Genomic DNA, 16,187 nt, shown 5'->3' on the forward strand with positions numbered 1-16,187 from the left:
GTACTGAAAGAGTAAAAATAATAAAATTCAGTTTTGTAAAGAATACAGAAAGAAAATCGTCAACCCTAAAAATTGGTTGATTGATTTCCGCTTTGCGTGTCGCACAATGTAGTCGTACAATATTCATTGTAAGACGCCAAACCCCCAAAAATGCCCTCAAAATGCCCGTTTTTGGGGCAAATAAAGGCTCTAAACTGCGTCGCACAATGTTTTTTGCCGGAGGAAAGTTCACCGATGAACCCCATGGATGACTTTCTTTCAACCCTCACCAGTCCCCGCACGCTTTGCAGGTAGGCGGTATAGTCCTTGACCTCGACCGGGGTGAGCAGGTTCCAGTCTGGCTCAGCGCCGTTCGTGCGGCGGTACCAGGCGGTGAATTCTTCCAGTGCAGCGCGGTAACGCGCCGCCGTGCGGGGGCTTGCAAGGGTTGAAAGGAAGTCATCTATGGGGTTCATCGGTGAACTTTCCTCCGGCAAATAATATTGTGCGACGCAGTTTAGAGCCGTTATTTGCCCCGAAAACGGGCATTTCGAGGGTGTTTTCGGGGGTTTGGCATCTTACAATGTCTATTGTACGACTACATTGTGCGACACGCAAATAGAGCAAAAAACGCCTGCTGGAGGTATGCAGGTGTCGGATCTCAAAGATAATGGGAGTGGTTCCAAAGATAATGGGAGCAGCCTAATTTGGGACGGCGGCAGAAATGTGTTTTTGCTGGAGTTTCTGCAAATATCTGGCGAGCCGTTCTACTTTTCGCAGTGGAAACAAATAAATGTAGCAACCATCCAAATCGGGGCCAGCAATGGGTACTAAATTGCCGCGGCGAATATAACCCATCAATCGCCGGTTAGATATCCCCAGTAAATCTCGGGCTTGGTAGGTGAGGGGTTGTTCCTCAAAAGCGGTTACAGCGGCTTCGTAATCCAAAACATAAAGGTAGTCTTGTTCGATGAGCGACTCAAAAGCTACCATCCGCCCCATTTTGAGCGACGGGAAAAGCCCAATCATGTTTCTGCCTCGACCCGATACTTTTCTTACTGGCATACCCCCTACAGTGCACGAATCTTGCCAGTTAGGTTACTCCCATTATCTTTGTTGCAAAATTAGGCTGCTCCCATTCACTTCGAACCCCACTCCCATTATCTCTGCAAAAAAGAGCCCTTTTTTGGGGATTCACTCCCATTATCTTTGGAACCCGACAAAACCGTTTATGGGTTTACCAGTTTGAGCCGAGATTAGATAACGCTATCACGCTTGCTGGATACCGTTACAGCCAATTGGGGCATCGAGAACAGCCTTCACTATCGCCGAGATGTCACTTCGAAAGAAGACCGAATTCGTATGACCAAAGGATAAGCCGGGCAAGTCATGACTTTCATCAATAATCTGGTACTGGGATTGCTCGTCGGCAAACACAAATTCCGCTACTTGCCATGGGCACGCCGCCTTTTTGCCGCTCAGCCTGAGCGCGCTTTTGCTCTCCTCTCTCGACTTTAAGAAAGCCCTGTTAGCTCAACTAAAATGTTACCGTAGTAAGATGGTTAGCTCAAAAGAAAAAGTTACTGGAGCTAATCATGGTCGAAACAGAGCCAATGACGATCAACGAAAGACGAAAATATCTCTACAAGATGTGGGAACGGTATCGCAAAGCGAGCCGCAAGGAAAAGGGAAAACTGCTGGACGAAATGCAAGCAGTCACAGGAATGCACCGCAAGTCGTTGATACGGATATTGACCGGGCGGCTGTCGCGAAAGAAACGCAGCCGCGAGCGCGGACGCAGTTATGGGCCAGCGGTTGAGGATGCGGTGCGGGTAATTGCACGGAGTATGGACTACCCGTGTGCAGAACGGTTGAAGCCGAGGCTGAGCGGGATGGCGCAGCAGTTGATGAAACATGGCGAGCTGCGGGTAGACGGGCAGACGCTGCAGCAATTGGAGCGGGTCAGCATTTCGACCCTCAAGCGCATACTCAAACGGACGGAGAAGGCGAAGGATAGGGTGGCACACCGGCAAGCCCCCCGCCGTCAGCGCAATCACCCGCGCAATGACTATCCGATGCGGGTAATTCCCAATGATGTGACTGAGGTAGGTCATTTTGAAGTGGATTTGGTGCTGCATTGCGATGAGGATTGCCGGGGTGAGTTTATTCACACCATCCAAATGGTGGATGTCAAGACCGGCTGGAGCGAAATCGAGGCGGTGTATGGGCGCAGTTATCTGGCAATGCGAGACGGTTTCGAGGTGATTTTGAAACGTTTACCATTTGCGGTGCGTGAACTACACCCCGATAACGGGCATGAGTTCTTCAATGCCCATTTGCTGCAGTTTTGGAAAGACAAAATCGAGTCTTTAGCAATCTCGCGTTCGCGTCCGTATCACAAAAATGATAACCGCTTCGTGGAGGAGAACAATCACAGTCTGGTGCGCGCCTATGTCGGTCACGGACGGCTGGACCGCTTGGAGCAGTTGTTCATCTTGCGCCGCTTGTATTCCGCCCTCTGGTTGTATCACAATTTTTTCCAGCCGGTCATGCGTACCCAACACAAAGTCCAGATCGATGAACTGCGCTATCGGCGGGTCTTCGATACCCCCAAACCCCCCTTTGAACGCCTGTGTGAGGTTGAAACGTTGCCTGACGCCGTTTTGAACCATTTGCAGACCCTACGCGACCAAACCAATCCCCTCCAGTTGCGTCAGCAAATTGCACAGTGGATTGACCAACTCTGGGCAGTACCGACCCAAAAGCCAGCCCCAACCGTGAATGTCTTCCACACTCTCAGAAAGGAGCATGACCCTACAGTAACATTTTCATTTGAACCCATCATCACTTTCGGTAACATTTTCTTTTGACTTGACACGGAGGTTTACTACAAAAAAATTTTGATTATTATCCTTGCTCACCTCTGTCTATGAACAATCTTTTTTGTTAGGTTTTCCCTCAATCGGATGACTTGCTCCGATCTTATGAGAATGAATAAAAATTTTTACCGTGTTTCCCGTTTTTGTTTAATCGCACACATAAACTTCAAACCATAAAGTGTTTGATTTTGATAAGCTGATACGCATTTCCTTTTGGCATTCCGTTGAAGTTGTAGCCCCTTTTACCTCCTAACCACCTTGAGTTGCGTTTTTTCGGTATGGATAACAAAACAACGTTAATCTCAGAAAAAGGATACTAACCAGTTTTATGCAACTTTTGAATCCTTTTTCCGTAAATGCTTTCGGATTTTTGCAAACAAAGGAGAAAACAACCATGAACCAATCCACAACTATCCTTGAAAATCGTTTAGATACCACATCGGAACACAATTTTTTCAAGCGTCAGGCAGGCATATTTACTTTGCTCGTAATGACACTGGCGGTTGGCATCTCACTGCAGCCTCAAATGATTGCCTTTTACATGTTTACGCCAACGATCGCCGCTCTGCTGACCTTGCTTCTCACAGGGCAAATCAAGAAATCCGGTTGGTTTAAGTCGCTGGGAATTACCTCGATTGATTTCCGAAACTGGCCAAAAGCCATCCTGCTTCCCATCTTTATTCTCCTCCCCGGTTATCTGTTTGTATATTTGACCGGCAGGGCTCAAATCGGCATCCCATTTACCGGACTCACCTGGCTCAACATGATACTGAATTATCTGGTCCTGCTGATCTTCAACACATTGACATTTTCTTTGGGTGAGGAAATCGGCTGGCGAGGATTTCTCCTGCCACGCTTGTTACACCTGGGCAAGGTTAGAGCCAACCTGCTGACCGGTGTAATTTGGTCTCTTTGGCATTATCCACTGATTTTCTTGACGGATATCTACATCAACGAAGGCAATCGCCTTTTGCTGACCCTGCTTTTCACTCTGACCGTGATCGGCATTAGTCTGGTAATCGGTCAATTATGGCAATCCAAACGCAGTGTGTGGGTGGCTTCCCTTTTTCACTCCTCCCACAATGTTACCTGGCAATTACTGGACAGTATCACGGTTAACAATCCAGCCGTCGTATACCTGGCGGGTGAGTCCGGATTGATCCCACTGGTCTTATATCTGGTGGTCGGGTTTTTGTTCATCAAGAAGGATCAAAAATTCACTCCCGAAAACGTAAATTGATGGCATCAACAAATCTTGGTGAGGCTCGGGGAAAACAGGTCTCTTTCTTAGGCCTGTTTCCCCAAAAACAATATCGCAGAACGATCATACGTTGTCATTTCGTTTGGAACAACCACCCCAAGCGCCGATATCCCAATGTTCAAAGAATTCACACCTCAACTGTTTTAAAACAAACGAAGTATTTACCCTATAATTACGCTTTGTTTGAATAAGAAACTCTATGCTTACGAAAAACGAGGAAATGATGAACCATGTTTTGAAATGTCATGATATTGTAAAGACCGACTTTGTGCGCGGAGAAAATTGTTCTCTATACGACAGCCGGGGGAAGCGTTTTGTAGACCTTGAATCCGGAATCTGGTGCACTGTTCTCGGACATTCACATCCACGCCTCAATCGAGTGATGCAACAACAAATCGAGAAACTCGTTCATCTCGGAACACGCTACCCGAATAATTTGGTTGAAGAAGCAGCAATAGCGGTTCTGGATATAGTGGGGATCGAACCCGGAAAGTGTGTATTCCTTAGTTCCGGTAGTGAAGCGGTTGAATTTGCTGTTCAAATCGCAAGGCGCGTGATCGAAAAGCCTTTGTTGCTTACCTTCTCGAATTCTTATCTTGCCGCATACGGCTCTGCAGGCAGAAAAAGCAACAACGAGTGGTGTTTGTTTGATTGGGCAATGGTTGCCAACCACGAGCATATGGACGAAATGAGTTCAATTCCCTTTGAGAAAATTAGTGCCTTTGTCTTTGAACCGGGTGGAAGCGGTTCGGGTTTTGTAAAATTTCCCCCAAAGCAAATTGTTCAAAGGATTGCTCTACGAATTAAGCAAGCGGGTGGCTTGATCATTGCCAATGAAGTTACAACCGGTATGGGAAGGACGGGAAAATGGTTTGGTTTCCAGCATTACGACATCCAACCCGATATCGTCGCACTCGGAAAGGGGTTGGGTAATGGCTATCCGGTTAGTGCAGTGGCGATGCGTTTGGAGATTGCCGAAAAATTAGAGGACTGCGGATTCCGTTATGCTCAGTCACATCAGAATGATCCCTTGGGTAGTAGCATCGCAAAGGAAGTGATTGCCACCATGCGCGAGGAAAACTGGATCGAAAGAGGTAATCGAGTTGGAACTTCTCTTCTACAGGGATTGAAACGATTGGAAGAGAAATACGCGGTAGTCAAGGAAGTGCGGGGGAGAGGTGTGTTGCTGGGAATAGAACTACGCTCAAATGAACACCTCTCTGTAGAAGGGTTGTATCATGCCCTTTTGGAAGAAGGTTTTTTGGTAGGGTACTATCCTGCAGGGAATGTCTTACGCCTTGATCCGTCGTTGACCATTGAAGAAGAAGACGTATTAAGGTTTCTGGATTGCTTGAACCTGATCCTTGAAAATAAGGAAAAAAATCGGCCCTTGCTTGAAAATGGAATTTAAAGCCGTTTTTTAGTTCGCTTGGAAACGATCCAATTCAATATCTAATTTGAGTTGTTACGCGATATGCACCCCTTCACACCCCATCCACCGCCTTGCGCCTCCACTCGGCAGACGGGTGCAGGTAGTATGCTGGATCGTCTCCACATATGTCACGTCCACGTCCTTCTCAGCCGCCAGGCTAGCAAACGGGACTGTCAGGAGGTTCTTTCCTGACAGCCCCGTTTTACATGGCGAAAAGCCTATCCTCAATCCTCTATCTTCAGACTCGACGCAATCTGGTTTTAACCTTCATGCAAATGAATACACCAACTTTCGTAAGTCCTCTTTACATTATCGCCCCCACCCTTCTACTGTCCCGGTAATTTTCTCCAATGGAACAACCTGACAGGTGAACGGATTTACCAGAACAGGGCGGTCATAGTTGTCCATTCCCCGTGTGTTTATTATCAGCCATTGTCCATCGGGACTCCAGACCGACATAAAGGCGGTTGGAACCTGCGGCTCGACAACCAGTTTGCGCTCTGAACCATCCAGCCGCGAGATGAAGATGCCCCAATTCGACTCGCCAACGATGCGATCGGCGAACACAATCCATTCTCCATCCGGTGAAATTGCCCCATAACCTGCCTTGTTTTGAATCGGGAACAATGCTTTCGTCTCACTGTTTTGCAAGTTGTGTTTCATCAACATGAACTGACCTCCATCCAGTGCGCCATAAACAATCGTCTGGTTATCCGGAAGCCAGCCCACTGGAGAAATCACCTGTGCAGGAACGGTGTCAATTTGCCGCAGCCCCGAACCGTCCGCGTTGACTACATTCAGTGCAAATGTTGCTGTGAACATCATGCGTGAGCCATCCGGCGACCAGATGATGCGGTAACCATCTGACCCAATTCCAATGGTCTGTCCACTAGAGAGATCGAGGATGCGGATTCCATCCGAAGCGCTGAAGGCCAGTTTCATCCCGTCGGGAGAGAGCGATGCCCATGCCCCGCTGTCAACTTTTTGCAGGATTGTTCCATCCAAATTGCTGACGTAGATGGCAGGCAGCATGCCCCCTTCGTTGACAGTGGCCACGATTTTGCCTCCCATGCCCAGGGGATTTTCCTCGTTATCCTCTGCCAGTCGATTCCATGTCTCGAGCGTCAGGCAAACTCCTGTCTGGGGCGTAGCGGTAGCATAAGGCTGTGGCGGTTCCCACTTCAGTTGATACATCTGGGTTTCTCGTTGCAATGCCTGGAATTTAATGACGATCTGCAACTTCCCGGTGGGAATTGGAGTGGCCATGCCATAACATACACTGCGGGTTAACTCTTGCTCCTCGAGAGACGGGCCACCACCGCCACCACCACAAAATGGCGGGTGCCCGACAATCTCCACATCAAGTAAATTGGCGCTTACGTCAGGGTCATTCTTGAAATGAAAGTTGTATCCGCCGTGCTCCAATGTTATCGAATTAAGGTAAATGCGATAGCCGCTAAACGTGAATTCCCGATTCACCGGCCAGGTCATCCCTTCCTGAGGGCTGGTACCGCTATCGAATTCAAATTCCGCTCTCTGCTCATCACCAACTGGCGTTACACGTTCTACTTCATAGTAGATGGTCAGCGGCGGAAGAAAGTTTTTGTCAATTTGATACATCCACGCTTCAGCATGACCTGATGGGATTGGACCTTCGATGTCGCCGTTGATTTGAAGAGGAATTTCTCTTCCACTCGCATCCACGGCCCGTACGTTCTTTGTCCACATCCATGATCCATCGGCGAATACGTTATTATCGCCCACCGTTCCCAAAACATCATAGCGAAATTCCCCCATCAGCACAAAACGGTTGCCAATGTCCAGCACATTGGTCAGAGCCAGGGGATTCTGCGCCGTTATTGAAGGAGACGGTTGCGGCGAGGGCGGAATTTCCGTTACCGGAAACACCGTCAACTGTTGTGACTGTGCAGGGACGAATTGCAATGACAGTTCCCAATTCTCGGGAACCGTTCCCGGTAAAGTATTGAAAATGCAGGGCAGAACAAATACGGCTGTGTCTACATCGGCCGGAATGCCTGTGGTTATAAACCGTCCTTCGGGTACTTTGGTTCCGTTGGGCAAGAGCAAATAGGGCTGAGATAATTCACCAATACATCCGCCGGTTACTGCCTCGCCTTCAGGATAGGCTGATGGCGGCACACCAGTGATGGAATACTCGATATTGGTTCTATCCGCAGTAAGAATAGCGCTCTTCACCGTTACCGTCACACCTTGCCGTGTCACGCTTACCGGTGCTTTGAGCACGCGAATCGTTGCGCCTTGCTCTACCAGCCCAAAGCCCGGAATATATCCCAGCGAACGCCCGATTGCATATGCCACGCCCGTCAAAAGGGAGACGACGAGCAACACAACCAGGAGCATTAACGCAGGCTTTGTTCGTAAGATTTGCATAAAAGTTCTCCTTTCCTTCTCTTTTGTGGATAAACCAAGAGTTACGGCCGTCTCAATTCGCGGCCACAAATTGATATTTTCTGGGACGTTGCAGCGAGCAATCGATTCCAACGCCTCTTTCATGCGTTTTTCGTTCATCTCTCGCTCCTCTCCAGCAAACCACGCAAGCGTGTACGGGCCGCATTGAGCAGCCACTTCACCGTTCCGATGGACGTTCCCGCATTTCTTGCCATTTCGGCTTCGCTCATTTCGAGAAAATAGCGCTGCACGATCACCGCCCTTTGCCTCGGCGATAACTTTTCCATCGCTTCCCAGAATTGATTCTGGACTTCGATGAATTCCACCTGTTCTTCTATCGAATTCACCCTTGCGGCGAATTCTGTCCAAAGGGACTCCTCCACTTCTTCATTAATCCCAACTTGCCGAGACAATCCTTGCATGATCTTCAATGACGCGTTGACCACGATCCGCATGAACCACGGCTCAAACCGACGGTTCATGTCGAAGCCATGGATAGAGCGATAAGCCTGGAGAAAGGACTCGACCACAATATCCTCGGCCAATCCAAAGTCGCGGGTAATCAAATAGGCAACGCGCACCGCCTTCGCCTGATGGTGCATCACAAGGAATTCCAGCCCACCGATGTCGCCGTCTTTGAGTCGTTGAATAGCTTGTCGTTCGTCCATCACTGCTAAATATATCCTATGACCTCCTAAAAGGTTGGGGGAATGAGCAAAAAGGGGTAGCTGTAAAAAATACAGACAACCCAATTCAGATCAAGAGAAAAGAAAAAGGATTACTTGAAGGTCGAAAAATTAGATATATGTTTCAGGATCGTTTCAAGTACCAGTTATAAGAGATGGTAAATTTTGTGATGATATTTCTGGCACATTCCTGAATTCAAAATTTTTTAATATTCCAAACCTTTGATGACACTGGTGAAGAATTGATTGCAACTGTTATGGTTGTTATGACTCTTTGAATCAATTCGATCAGAGGGATTTAAATCCCCAACCTCGCCAAAGAATACGACCTGCCCACGATATAAAATGATTACTCGATCCGCCTTTTGGTTTATATCTTGCGGGTCATGTGTACTGTAAAGAACCAACCGACTCGCTACATGCTGGCGCAGCAAGGAAAAAAATCTCTGCTTTTCCTCAATATCCAATCCGCGAGTGGGTTCATCCAGCAAAAGCAAAGTGGGCTTACCCAGAAATGCTTGGGCAATTCCCAACAGACGCATTTGACCATTGGAAAGTGAAGATAAGGGGTTGTTGGCAACCTTTCCCAATCCCAATGCATAAATCAAATCCTCGATTTGTTCTGAATGACTCGACTTTTTCAAGATAGCCAAGTAATTAAGCAAACGCCGGATTGTTAGGTGATCGGGCAAATTCAATTCCTGCGGCAAATAACCCATCTGGCTACGCAATAGCTGAAGATGTGTCGCATAGGGGTAACCATCAAACCAAAGTTGACCACTATTGGGAATCTCAAGAGTTGCCAGGCAGCGCAATAAGGTTGTTTTTCCAGAACCATTCGGGCCTAATACGGCAACGCACCCGGCTGTTAACTCCAGTGAGATGTGACTCAGTGCGATTTGTGAACCGAAAGATTTCGTTAGATTCTGGATTTTAAGTTCCATGTGTAACTTTCACCAGCAACGGTTTTCCATGCCAATAACAACAAACCCAAGCCGAGCAAACACGTTACAACTGAAGCGATCAGCACAGTATTTGAAGAACCGATCATCAAGGTCAACCATGAAACCGGGTTCATGCCTTCCATAGAACGCAAGAGCGCTTCTCGCCAGCCCAGCATCACCAGTCCACCCCACAGCCCAAGCGGGAGGACTACTCCCACAAGAACGCCCCAGCGTAGGGTGATATAAAGAGCCAAACCACATAAGGTCAACAATGGACCCAACCACGCCAGCACCAGCCTGCCCAGCATGATTTGAGTGCCTTCCAGGTGAATTGCAAGCATCAAAGCAAACGCAATCAGAACATTAAAGCCAAGCACCATAGTCAGGCGGGCAATGAGCAGCTCCACGGGATGGGTGGCCGTTAATATCTCCAATTCGTTCAGTGTTCTTGTTTCGGGACGAAAGACGTAAACCACGCCAGAAGCACTGAGTAACGGACTGAGCACCAGTAATACCAACGGCAGCATTTCGCGACCCTCCAAAAAGGACATGAAAAATCCGAGCAGCAAAACCAACAAGCCAGCCACCCAGAATGAGGTTTCAAACATAACCCACTGGCTACGTATCAATCGCAGCCAACTCTTCAAGTCCTGTCTATAGATATTTGATTTGGGAAGGTAAGGAATAATGGAATCCAGCAAGCGATCGCGATTTTCCCTTTGTGGTTCGGGTAAGGTATAACTTTCCAAAACATTAATCAACCCGTTTAAATCACCCAACTCATCGCGCTGCTCCTCGCTCAAACCATCCAATAGCCAAAAATCATCCTTTTTCATCTAGCTTCACCTCCTCTCGCTCCAAGATTTTGCGCGCCAGTTGTAAACCTCGGTACAGGCGGCTTTTAACCGTGCCAAGCGGTACGCCGGTAACATCAGCAATTTCCTCCAACGATAAATCATGATAAAAACGTAAAATAATCACTTCCCGTTGCGGTAGTGGCAGGTGTTGTAAGAGGAAAACGGCTTTTCTTGTCAGACTCTCCTGATTTATAGAATTCTCAACATCATCCTCTACCCTCCATTTGGCTTCCTGCTGTTCTTTGATTGGCTCCAGTTGAATTTCCCGCCACAAAAGAGCCGACCGAAAATAATCCCGCACCAAATTCAGGGCAATCCGATAGACCCATGGACGAAAAGCTGCCGGTGCAATTCCTTTGTATTTCAGCAAACGAACGAAGGTTTCCTGAACCATGTCTTCAGAAAGTTGGATCTGACCCGTAATTCGTATCAAAAAAGCCAGCAGCAGTGGGTAGTAACGGTCAACCAGCAAGGCGAGCTGTTGGCGGTCACCAGTAAGGACACGTTGGTATATGATTTCATCCGGTTCGTAATCCATGCGCTATTGTGCCCCGTTTAACCTGCGAAGCGTACAAGAAGATATTGAGTATAAGCAACCCCAAACCAACAACCGCCAGGAAAGCCTGATTAACCTCTGTAGATATGCCTGCATTTGGCCAGATTGTATGAAACAAAAACATGACGCCGGTAATTTGCCCACGGGTTTGTAGTTCAAAGAACCACCAGCCCATTACTGATGCGGCTGCCACCCAGTAAGAATGAGAAAAACCGTTTATCAACATGGATAATCCCGAAAGGAATATCGCCGGAAAAATTGCAGGAAGCAAACATGGCAAGAGGTTGAAATTGGGCAAACCCCATAACCATACAAACATGATCACCCCCAGAATCATGGACAGCAAAATCAACACCATCGCCATGATTGTGCGCAAGACCGGTAATTTGAAACGCGGTTCGGGGTAAGTCAGGCGTAGTTCGGAAAATCCCACTTCGTTCTCAATGGACATCAAATGAGCTGCCGCAAGCCCAGAAACCAACGGTAAAAGAATCGCAAATGTTTGAAGCACCATATCGGGCGAAAGTTCATCATATCTACCCCAAAAAAGGCGCATCAGTACTATATAAGCGGGTATGCCAAGGCAACTCAAAAAGACGGTCAAACGCCCGCAAATAGTTATTTCATACCAGATAGATGGTTTCATAAGGTTGTCCACGCTGAACGAAACCAGATGGGAAGGGCGTCGTAAGGTAATTCTTGCAATTCATCGGATTGGAGGAGCATTTTCTGCAAAACGGAGACGATCGCCTCCTGACCGCCTTCCCGATAGATTTCAACCAGGATTTGCAGGTTTTCATCAATTATTGCACTGCCAGAAAGGTTTTCGGGACTTTTCATCCCAGCCAGCATCCTATCGAGATTGCCATTCTCCCGATGATACAGACTCAAAAAAGAAACTAGAGCATCAAAAGCCTGATCCAAACTGGTTAGCGGACGATTATACCTGGAGTCCAATTTTCCACCTTCCATTTGCCATAAATCCACTGTGATTGTCCGTGTTACGAAAGTTTGCCAAGTATCAGGTGTACTCCAGCTCCTTTTTGCATACCTTTGAGTAACTACCAACGGGTAACCAGAAACAGGTGGAGTATAATCGGGCAGGCCCCTTTCTTCCCCCAAGACCATTAATATCATTCCATGTACATTTGCATCTGGGAAAAAAGGAGTAATCGATCGAAGAGCACGGGAATAATCATCCGCCAGTTCGCGACCTTTTTCCAGGTCGGAACGAGCAGTTATGAGGATCACTTTGTCTATTTGCTCGATCTTAAGGCGGGGTGAAGCCACCAAAAAGACCCAGGTGACCTGATCAGCTTCAAAAACATTCTCGCCGATAGCGGGGAGATTAGCGGCCAGCGGTAAGCCAGGGTTATTAACAACCTGAATGGAAAAGTGGGCTGGTTCATGCTGACCGAAAGCGGAATTACTCAAAGCGGGTATCGGATACCATTCAGCAAGTGGTGTCAGTCGTATACCACGCGAATCGATGAAATCGGTTGCTTCCACCACACCTCTGGATACTCGCTCCACTCGCAAAGCCCCTTCGTAACTTAAGATCACAAATTGACTTTCACCGGGCAGTAACCGTTCTGACAAATTAATAAAGATCAAATTCCCCTTGCGTTCGGTCTGAAAATTGGATTTTGTTATCGAGAAACTTCGATTAAGACGAAAGATCAGTTGATCAAGAGGTTGCTCCCCGGTATTAGAAACTTCCACTGTAACCTGGAATCGAGGTACTGATGGATCGGCCAGGTCCAGCACGAGATGATAATCCTCAACTCCAAAATCAGCCGAATCGCTTGAGAGCAGGTCAACTTGCGGTTGAGAATCAACGGCCTGAAGAACTGTATTAATGTAACGCGTTCCACCCCATCCTGCCAGTATAAGGCCTCCCAACAATAACAAAACTGCTGGCCTGGAAAGGTGGTGAAAACGACGTTTATAAACCGCCAAAATCAATAATCCCAGACAAAAGAGGAGCATGCCAACATAAAAGAGATTAAACCAAATCGGTTGATCACCATAAACCATGCGCCCCCATACATCCGAATAGAAACTAACTCCCTGGCGCATGAAATTCAGCAGGCTGGCAGGAGGAAAATGGGTGACTAATAAGCTCGGGCCGAGCAAAAAACTTAACCAAAATGCGGCCAGGATCATATACGCCCATCGGTCGAAGGTTTGCCCGAACAGGACCACCCATGCCAGAACAGTGACAAATGCCACCGTCAAACCAGCTTCGAACAAGAAAACAGGCAAACCTTCTAGCAATGAAGTAAGTGGACCCTGCTTTGCAGCAATCAGAATTGGCTCGGTCAAAAAAAGGAGAAGCGCCACAAAACCGGCCGTCCAACGCCCGGCAATGATTTCAAAACCGGTTGGGTAGGTTTCTTCCAACTCCAGGAATCGCACGCGTTTCGAACGCGAAGCGCTGATCCCAGCCAAAAACAGACCGATGAGCGAGATCAATCCAATCGCCAAGCGTCCCACTGTCGTTTCAAGCAAGGCAATTGCCGAACGGTCATCCTTTCCTACAAACAGCTGGTAAAACAAAATGCCCCACAGAAGATGTAGTAAAGGATACACCCAATTAAACAGAATCAGGCGCAATTCAATACGAAATGAGGCCAGCAACCGATGAAATATTGAATTAGGCATGTCTTACTCCCCGTTGTGTGTGATTGTTCTGTATCACAGCCACGTAACCGTCCTCCAACCTTGGGACGATCGGTTGGGCATCAGCCAAGGGTGGATTGCTTGTCAACAAGCGGGCCTGCACCTTTCCCTGTACCATTTGAGTGGCTAAAACCGTGTACCGCCGGTCTACCTCTGACCATTGCTCTATGGGAACTTCCACCTGCCACACCAAATTGTGTGCACGAGCGGCCAGATCAGCAGGACTTCCCACAAAAATCAACCTGCCTCGGTCAAGCACGGCCAGTCCAGTACAGAACTCGACATCGGCCACAATATGGGTGGATAGTAATACTGTGGTTTGCTTGGATAATTGAGCCAACAGGTTACGGAAACGGATGCGTTCTTCGGGGTCTAAGCCTCCTGTCGGTTCATCGATGATAAGCAGGTCAGGATTGCCCAATAAAGCCTGAGCAATCCCCAGCCGCTGGCGCATTCCACCCGACAGGGCGCCTACTCTGCGATGCGCTTCTCCCATCAAGTTTACTGCTTCAAGCACGTTGTCAACCTGTTCCCTGCGCTGATTGGGAGGAATATTTTTCAGGATTGCAATATATTCCAACATTTGAAACACTTTTAGGTTGGGATAAAAACCGAAATCCTGCGGCAGATATCCTAATCGCTTACGAATGCTGGCCCCTTCACGGAGTACATCAAAACCCCCAATTTCAACTTTTCCATCGGTTGGCAGTAGCAGGGTTGCAAGGATTCGCATCATCGTGGTTTTGCCCGCGCCATTCGGCCCTAATAAACCAAACATCCCACCGCATATCTTTAAGTTAACTTTGTCCAATGATCGGAAGTTACCGTAATCCTTGGTCAAATTCTCCAGGACGATCTCCATTACCAACTCCTTTAATTGATTCTTGATTATGCCATTTAAACGAGAAACATAATTAGAAAGTTTAACAATAGCCCAATCAGGTCCGTGTATTTACTTAATAATCGGGTGCACTACACCGACTCGAGCGGGTAGATTATGCAACCCTTTTTCTATAAAATCTCGACCCCTAAAACTGAACTTCAGACATAAATTTGGAACAGGGGGCTGAACCATAGCGGTAATAGCCGCCAAAGCCTGTGCAAGGATTTTTCGCCACTCACTGACCGGAAATAGCCATTGCTAAGAAGCTAGACATACCTGTTCATTGGCAGTCTCCTTTGCGATGAAGTGTGGTCTATACCAGGTTTATCGGCTTGGAGGCTGCTTTTCTTCCCTTTTCCCTGTCTCATCGGAGTGATCCCTTGACAATAATACGCCATTGGCGTATAATGCTACCTGCATCAGAACCAAACTGAACCGGACACCGCTCCTTATGATGCTTTTCATCGAGACCTCCATCTTCACCAGCCGGATTATCGAACTGCTCAGTGATGAAGAATACCGTCAACTTCAACTCTACCTTGCTGCCAGACCCGATGCGGGCAAGATCATCCCGGGAAGCGGCGGGTTACGTAAACTTCGTTGGGGTATTGACCACTCCGGAAAGCGCGGCGGAATTCGATTGATCTACTACTGGGCCATCCGCCAGAATACCATCCTGTTATTGTTTGTTTTCCGAAAGAACGAGCGTGCCGACCTGACGGCCGAACAACTCCGGGTTCTGCGCCGAATTGTTGAGGAGGAATACTATGAATAACGAAACTTTTGCCGAACTGCTTGCCAGTGTGCAGGAAGGCGCGGATATTCTGCACGGACGGAAGTCTGCCTCCCGTTCTTTTGAGGTGAATGGTCAGGACGTAAAAGCCATTCGTGAACGGTTGGGGCTTTCCCAGCGCCAGTTTGCAGCCTTGATGGGTGTCAGTATTGATACGTTGCAGAATTGGGAGCAAAACCGCCGAAAACCTCGCGGAGCCGCTCGGACGCTGTTGCTGATTGCCGCCAAACACCCTGAAGCCGTTTTAGAGATCGTACGCTCCGAGTAAGACTTCGCGGAAATATCGCTTTCCCTGTCGGTGCGTCGTTGCGTTCCCGAGTTAGAATGACCACTGGCGCGGGGTGGGGGTTGTCGTGAACCCGGCAATGCCCCAGCACATGTTGAGGTTCAGGTGGGATGTTCCAATGTCTGACAATGTCACCAATCAGCCGTTTAAGCACCTCGATTTTCGCCGACGAGTGGTGACCAAATGCCATTCCATAGGCCTCATAAATCATCCTGCGTCAGTCCTGCAGAGCTTTGCTGGTTGCCTTCTGTCAGACCACACGCGCCCCAACACACTGCGGGTAAGCGTGAAGGGAGTGCGGAGAGCTGCCGCTTGCCGTATGCGCCTGTCAACGATCCACCTGGAGACTAGGGACGGGATGACCCCTGGATGGGAAAAGAGAAACGGTTTTCTCCCCCCGTCCGCTTACCAGCGTTCCAGCCACAGGTCACTGTACGGGTTTTTCGCCAGTGTGGTCAGTTCGGTGGCCATCCCCCGCCAGCGCGGTTTGAGATAGCGCACAATGCCCTGCATCCGTTT

General features: G+C 48.2%; 16 protein-coding genes. 6 read left to right on the forward strand and 10 right to left on the reverse strand.

All coding sequences use genetic code 11. The features are described 5' to 3' along the window. Nucleotides 1–65: 65 nt before the first annotated feature. Together ACWIZX_RS11830 and ACWIZX_RS11835 are read right to left on the reverse strand one after the other, a co-directional pair. On the reverse strand, nt 66–455 hold the full coding sequence (locus ACWIZX_RS11830; protein WP_448335915.1) for a hypothetical protein: 390 nt from the start codon (nt 453–455) through the stop codon (nt 66–68). Between the two features lie 226 nt (nt 456–681). Then, nucleotides 682–1,008: a hypothetical protein gene (locus ACWIZX_RS11835; RefSeq protein ID WP_448335916.1), complete on the reverse strand. Its 327-nt coding sequence runs from the start codon at nt 1,006–1,008 to the stop codon at nt 682–684. A 360-nt stretch (nt 1,009–1,368) separates the two neighbouring features. Between ACWIZX_RS11835 and ACWIZX_RS11840 the strand changes: the two genes are divergently transcribed. The 4 genes from ACWIZX_RS11840 (at nt 1,369) to ACWIZX_RS11855 (ending at nt 5,530) form a co-directional block, all read left to right on the forward strand. Then, on the forward strand, nt 1,369–1,497 hold the full coding sequence (locus ACWIZX_RS11840; protein WP_448335917.1) for a hypothetical protein: 129 nt from the start codon (nt 1,369–1,371) through the stop codon (nt 1,495–1,497). A 77-nt stretch (nt 1,498–1,574) separates the two neighbouring features. Continuing rightward, entirely contained in the window at nt 1,575–2,849 is a 1,275-nt protein-coding gene (locus ACWIZX_RS11845; protein ID WP_448335918.1) for an integrase, read from the forward strand. Between the two features lie 403 nt (nt 2,850–3,252). After that, nucleotides 3,253–4,098 (forward strand): CPBP family intramembrane glutamic endopeptidase, encoded by an 846-nt coding sequence (locus tag ACWIZX_RS11850; protein ID WP_448335919.1) that lies wholly within the window; start codon nt 3,253–3,255, stop codon nt 4,096–4,098. 241 nt (nt 4,099–4,339) lie between these two features. Next, nucleotides 4,340–5,530, forward strand: a complete 1,191-nt coding sequence (locus tag ACWIZX_RS11855) for a class-III pyridoxal-phosphate-dependent aminotransferase (RefSeq protein ID WP_448335920.1) — start codon at nt 4,340–4,342, stop codon at nt 5,528–5,530. A gap of 330 nt (nt 5,531–5,860) precedes the next feature. Here the strand turns inward: ACWIZX_RS11855 and ACWIZX_RS11860 are convergent, their stop codons facing one another. The 8 genes from ACWIZX_RS11860 to ACWIZX_RS11895 form a co-directional block, all read right to left on the reverse strand. Beyond that, complete coding sequence (locus ACWIZX_RS11860; protein WP_448335921.1) at nt 5,861–8,101, reverse strand: TolB family protein; 2,241 nt, start codon at nt 8,099–8,101, stop codon at nt 5,861–5,863. Beyond that, nucleotides 8,098–8,649, reverse strand: coding sequence for an RNA polymerase sigma factor (locus ACWIZX_RS11865; protein ID WP_448335922.1), 552 nt, complete (start codon nt 8,647–8,649; stop codon nt 8,098–8,100). Before ACWIZX_RS11865 ends, ACWIZX_RS11860 begins: the two co-directional genes overlap by 4 nt. A gap of 224 nt (nt 8,650–8,873) precedes the next feature. Next, entirely contained in the window at nt 8,874–9,611 is a 738-nt protein-coding gene (locus ACWIZX_RS11870) for an ABC transporter ATP-binding protein (protein ID WP_448335923.1), read from the reverse strand. Then, entirely contained in the window at nt 9,587–10,447 is an 861-nt protein-coding gene (locus ACWIZX_RS11875) for a hypothetical protein (protein WP_448335924.1), read from the reverse strand. Before ACWIZX_RS11875 ends, ACWIZX_RS11870 begins: the two co-directional genes overlap by 25 nt. Continuing rightward, complete coding sequence (locus tag ACWIZX_RS11880; RefSeq protein WP_448335925.1) at nt 10,434–11,006, reverse strand: RNA polymerase sigma factor; 573 nt, start codon at nt 11,004–11,006, stop codon at nt 10,434–10,436. The genes ACWIZX_RS11875 and ACWIZX_RS11880 overlap by 14 nt, the downstream gene beginning before the upstream one ends. Beyond that, a complete protein-coding gene (locus ACWIZX_RS11885; protein WP_448335926.1) occupies nt 10,987–11,475 on the reverse strand; it encodes a hypothetical protein in 489 nt (162 codons plus the stop codon). Before ACWIZX_RS11885 ends, ACWIZX_RS11880 begins: the two co-directional genes overlap by 20 nt. 191 nt (nt 11,476–11,666) lie before the next feature. Beyond that, nucleotides 11,667–13,688, reverse strand: coding sequence for a hypothetical protein (locus tag ACWIZX_RS11890; RefSeq protein WP_448335927.1), 2,022 nt, complete (start codon nt 13,686–13,688; stop codon nt 11,667–11,669). Then, nucleotides 13,681–14,568, reverse strand: a complete 888-nt coding sequence (locus tag ACWIZX_RS11895; RefSeq protein ID WP_448335928.1) for an ABC transporter ATP-binding protein — start codon at nt 14,566–14,568, stop codon at nt 13,681–13,683. The genes ACWIZX_RS11890 and ACWIZX_RS11895 overlap by 8 nt, the downstream gene beginning before the upstream one ends. Before the next feature lie 472 nt (nt 14,569–15,040). Between ACWIZX_RS11895 and ACWIZX_RS11900 the strand changes: the two genes are divergently transcribed. After that, complete coding sequence (locus ACWIZX_RS11900) at nt 15,041–15,364, forward strand: hypothetical protein (protein WP_448335929.1); 324 nt, start codon at nt 15,041–15,043, stop codon at nt 15,362–15,364. Beyond that, complete coding sequence (gene nadS, locus ACWIZX_RS11905) at nt 15,357–15,650, forward strand: NadS family protein (protein WP_448335930.1); 294 nt, start codon at nt 15,357–15,359, stop codon at nt 15,648–15,650. Before ACWIZX_RS11900 ends, nadS begins: the two co-directional genes overlap by 8 nt. Nucleotides 15,651–16,187 lie beyond the last annotated feature (537 nt).

It is taken from the genome of Bellilinea sp. (assembly GCF_053501535.1).

Coding starts and splice junctions, on each gene's coding strand:
- ACWIZX_RS11830 (WP_448335915.1), bottom strand. CDS start 455: ATGAACCCCATAGATGACTTCCTTTCAACCCTTGCAAGCCCCCGCACG.
- ACWIZX_RS11875 (WP_448335924.1), bottom strand. CDS start 10,447: ATGAAAAAGGATGATTTTTGGCTATTGGATGGTTTGAGCGAGGAGCAG.
- ACWIZX_RS11865 (WP_448335922.1), bottom strand. CDS start 8,649: ATGGACGAACGACAAGCTATTCAACGACTCAAAGACGGCGACATCGGT.
- ACWIZX_RS11900 (WP_448335929.1), top strand. CDS start 15,041: ATGATGCTTTTCATCGAGACCTCCATCTTCACCAGCCGGATTATCGAA.
- ACWIZX_RS11835 (WP_448335916.1), bottom strand. CDS start 1,008: ATGATTGGGCTTTTCCCGTCGCTCAAAATGGGGCGGATGGTAGCTTTT.
- ACWIZX_RS11850 (WP_448335919.1), top strand. CDS start 3,253: ATGAACCAATCCACAACTATCCTTGAAAATCGTTTAGATACCACATCG.
- nadS (WP_448335930.1), top strand. CDS start 15,357: ATGAATAACGAAACTTTTGCCGAACTGCTTGCCAGTGTGCAGGAAGGC.
- ACWIZX_RS11880 (WP_448335925.1), bottom strand. CDS start 11,006: ATGGATTACGAACCGGATGAAATCATATACCAACGTGTCCTTACTGGT.
- ACWIZX_RS11885 (WP_448335926.1), bottom strand. CDS start 11,475: ATGTCCATTGAGAACGAAGTGGGATTTTCCGAACTACGCCTGACTTAC.
- ACWIZX_RS11860 (WP_448335921.1), bottom strand. CDS start 8,101: ATGAACGAAAAACGCATGAAAGAGGCGTTGGAATCGATTGCTCGCTGC.
- ACWIZX_RS11845 (WP_448335918.1), top strand. CDS start 1,575: ATGGTCGAAACAGAGCCAATGACGATCAACGAAAGACGAAAATATCTC.
- ACWIZX_RS11890 (WP_448335927.1), bottom strand. CDS start 13,688: ATGCCTAATTCAATATTTCATCGGTTGCTGGCCTCATTTCGTATTGAA.
- ACWIZX_RS11855 (WP_448335920.1), top strand. CDS start 4,340: ATGATGAACCATGTTTTGAAATGTCATGATATTGTAAAGACCGACTTT.
- ACWIZX_RS11840 (WP_448335917.1), top strand. CDS start 1,369: ATGACTTTCATCAATAATCTGGTACTGGGATTGCTCGTCGGCAAACAC.
- ACWIZX_RS11895 (WP_448335928.1), bottom strand. CDS start 14,568: ATGGAGATCGTCCTGGAGAATTTGACCAAGGATTACGGTAACTTCCGA.
- ACWIZX_RS11870 (WP_448335923.1), bottom strand. CDS start 9,611: ATGGAACTTAAAATCCAGAATCTAACGAAATCTTTCGGTTCACAAATC.